General features: G+C 32.4%; 3 protein-coding genes. All 3 read left to right on the top strand.

The genetic code is table 11. The features are described from left to right. Positions 1-100 precede the first annotated feature (100 nt). Positions 101-1,702 carry a bacillithiol biosynthesis cysteine-adding enzyme BshC gene (gene bshC, locus N4A42_RS07525; protein ID WP_294072193.1) on the top strand — a complete coding sequence of 534 codons (1,602 nt, stop codon included), beginning with the start codon at positions 101-103 and terminating at the stop codon, positions 1,700-1,702. An 80-nt stretch (positions 1,703-1,782) separates the two neighbouring features. Beyond that, positions 1,783-3,318, top strand: a complete 1,536-nt coding sequence (guaA, locus tag N4A42_RS07520; RefSeq protein WP_294072188.1) for a glutamine-hydrolyzing GMP synthase — start codon at positions 1,783-1,785, stop codon at positions 3,316-3,318. A 58-nt stretch (positions 3,319-3,376) separates the two neighbouring features. After that, on the top strand, positions 3,377-3,583 hold a 207-nt coding region (locus N4A42_RS07515), incomplete at its 3' end, for a LysM domain-containing protein (RefSeq protein ID WP_294072186.1).

The raw sequence follows: 3,583 nt of genomic DNA, 5'->3' as shown, positions 1-3,583 counted from the left end.
GCTTAAACAATTACACAACTAAAACAACTTTTGAATTAACTTAAAATTAGCAGTTAAAATTACCACTTGCCGTATATTTATGCCTTCATAACATTTTTATATGCCAACGGACTGTATTTCTTTTAGAGCAACTAATTATTTTTCTGATTTTATTTGCAATTATTTAGATGAAAAGCCAGAATTAAAAGCACTTTATCATCGTTTTCCATCAATTGAAAATTTTAAAGCTCAGATTGAAGAAAAGCAAAGCTCTAAACTTGTTTCAGAATCTCATAGAAAAGTTTTAAACGAAGTGTTATTGAAACAATATTCTAATATTGAAGCTTCAGAATTAACATTAAATAATATTGAAAGCCTAAAGAACAAAAACACATTTACAATTACCACTGGTCATCAACTTAATTTATTTTCAGGGCCATTATACTTTCTGTATAAAATTGTGTCAACCATTAATTTAACCAAGAAATTAAAGGAAGCGTATCCAGAATATAATTTTGTGCCAGTATACTGGATGGCATCTGAAGATCATGATTTTGAAGAAATAAATTACTTCAATTTTAAAGGAAAGAAAGTTCAATGGAATTCTAATCAAAAAGGTGCTGTAGGGCGTTTTAATACTGATGGATTAGATGCTGTTTTTGATGTGATTTCTGCTGAATTCGGACACGGAAAATTTGCAGAACAATTAAAGCATTGGTTCAAAGTTGCCTACTTAGAACACACTAGCTTAGCAGATGCAACACGCTATTTGGCAAATGCTCTGTTTGGTGAATATGGCTTGGTAATTTTAGACGCTGATGATAGTGATTTAAAGCGATTGTTGATTCCATATATAGAAAAAGAACTTATAGAACAATCTGCCTATAAAAATGTATCTGAAACTAATAAAACACTTGAAGAATTAGATCTGAAAATTCAGGTAAATCCTAGAGAGATTAATTTGTTTTATATTAATGATGATTTAAGAGAACGCATAGTTTTTGAAGATGATAGATTTAAGGTTTTAGAAACAGAATTATCTTGGACTAAAGATGAATTATTAAACCATCTCAAAGAAGATCCAGAACGTTTTTCGCCAAACGTAATTATGAGGCCATTATATCAGGAAGTTATTTTGCCCAACCTTTGTTATATTGGTGGTGGAGGCGAAATGATTTATTGGTTGCAGTTAAAATCTAATTTTGAAGCCCAACGGGTTACGTTTCCGATATTATTATTAAGAAATTCGGTTTTAGTAAAAACTGAAAAACAAGCTGGTAAGCTAGAAAAATTAGACATTTCTAATCAAGATTTATTTTTAGATAGAAACACGTTTATAAATAAAAAAGTACGACAAATATCTAATATCAATATTGATTTTTCTAAGCAAATACAGCATTTAGAGCAGCAATTTAAAGAATTGCATTTACTTGTTGAGCAAACAGATGCATCGTTTTTAGGTGCTGTGAAATCTCAGGAAGTGAAACAAATTAAAGGCATAAAACATCTTGAGAAGAGACTACTTAAAGCACAAAAGCGAAAACTAAAAGATCAAATAGAGCGTTGTACAGAGTTACAAGAACAATTGTTTCCTAATCAGAGTTTACAAGAACGAAACACTAATTTTTCTGAATTGTATTTGGAATTTGGTGACCAATTAATACCTCAGTTAATTGCATCTTTAGAACCACTAAAAGGGGAGTTTTTAATACTTACTATTTAGATGTTTAGATACTGTTAAAAACTAATCAAAAAATCATAAGTCGTAAATCGTAAATCTAAACGCAATTGTTATTTTTGCACATGCAACATAACAAAGTATTAATTTTAGATTTCGGATCGCAGTACACGCAGCTAATTGCAAGACGTGTAAGAGAGTTAAACATTTACTGCGAAATTCACCCATTCAACAAAATTCCATCAAATTCAGATAGCTTTAAAGCTGTTATATTATCTGGTAGTCCAAACTCAGTAAGAGGAGAAGATGTGCTTCATCCAGACCTATCTGAAATTCGTGGCAAAAAACCCTTGTTAGCCGTGTGTTACGGAGCGCAATATTTAGCCCATTTTTCAGGAGGAGAAGTAGCAGAATCTAACACTAGAGAATATGGTAGAGCTAAATTGGCTTTTATAAAAGAAGGTGAAGACTTTTTTGAAAACATACATGAAGATAGTCAAGTATGGATGAGTCATAGTGATACTATTAAGAAGCTTCCAACCAATGGTGTTTTATTAGCGAGTACACACGATGTAGAAAATGCAGCTTATAAAATAGAAGGAGAAACTACTTATGCGATACAGTTTCATCCTGAAGTATACCATTCAACAGATGGTCATCAACTTTTACAAAATTTCTTAGTTAAAATTGCCGAAGTTGAGCAAGATTGGACACCAAATGCCTTTGTAGAAGAGACTGTAGAAGCACTTAAAGAAAAGCTTGGGGATGATAAAGTAGTTCTTGGTTTATCAGGTGGAGTAGATTCTTCAGTAGCAGCAATGTTGTTGCATAAAGCTATTGGTAAAAACCTCTATTGCATCTTTGTAAATAATGGATTACTTCGTAAAAATGAGTTCGAAGATGTACTGCATCAATACGAAGGCATGGGATTAAACGTTAAAGGTGTAGATGCTTCGGCACGCTTTTTGGATGCCTTAGCTGGTGAGAGTGACCCAGAAAAGAAAAGAAAAACCATAGGTCGTGTATTTATTGAAGTTTTTGATGATGAAGCACATTTAATACAAGATGTAAAATGGTTAGCACAAGGTACCATATATCCAGACGTTATTGAAAGTGTTTCGGCAACAGGAGGACCAAGTGCAACTATAAAAAGTCATCATAACGTAGGTGGTTTACCAGATTTTATGAAACTAAAAGTCGTAGAGCCACTTAAAGCGTTATTTAAAGATGAGGTAAGACGTGTTGGTGCGTCCATGAATATGGATTCGCACTTGTTAGGTCGTCATCCATTTCCAGGACCAGGATTGGCTATTAGAATATTAGGAGATCTAACTAGAGAAAAAGTGCGTATATTACAAGAGGTAGATGCTATTTTTATAAATAACCTACGTTCTTGGAATTTATACGATAAAGTATGGCAAGCAGGAGCAATGTTGTTACCTGTAAATAGTGTTGGTGTAATGGGAGATGAGCGTACTTACGAAAAATGTGTAGCACTAAGAGCAGTAGAAAGTACAGATGGAATGACAGCAGACTGGGTAAATTTACCATATGAGTTTTTGCAAAAAACCTCAAATGAAATTATAAATAAAGTAAAAGGTGTTAATAGAGTTGTTTATGATATCAGTTCTAAACCACCAGCAACGATAGAGTGGGAATAAAATAGTGACTTATTAGCTAATTTTGTTTCCTAAATTTAGATTAGCTAAAACAATATCTATGAAGAAATTTTTAACCATCATATTAATTGCATTAAGTCTTAATTTAAGTGCTCAAAATTATGTTGAGCACAAAATAAAGGAAGGTGAAACCATTGAGAGTGTTGCTAAAACTTATTTGGTAACACCTTTCGATATTTTAGCGTTAAATCCTGATGCAAAGTCTAATTTTAAGCCCAATACGGTTTTAATTATACCAAATTCAAAG

This window comes from Winogradskyella sp. (assembly GCF_025210595.1).
Lineage (GTDB): Bacteria > Bacteroidota > Bacteroidia > Flavobacteriales > Flavobacteriaceae > Winogradskyella.
This window is presented reverse-complemented; position numbering and strand designations above follow the sequence as displayed.

Bases quoted from the DNA above. Each gene is read 5' to 3' on its own strand.
- guaA (WP_294072188.1), top strand. From the start codon at position 1,783: ATGCAACATAACAAAGTATTAATTTTAGATTTCGGATCGCAGTACACG.
- bshC (WP_294072193.1), top strand. From the start codon at position 101: ATGCCAACGGACTGTATTTCTTTTAGAGCAACTAATTATTTTTCTGAT.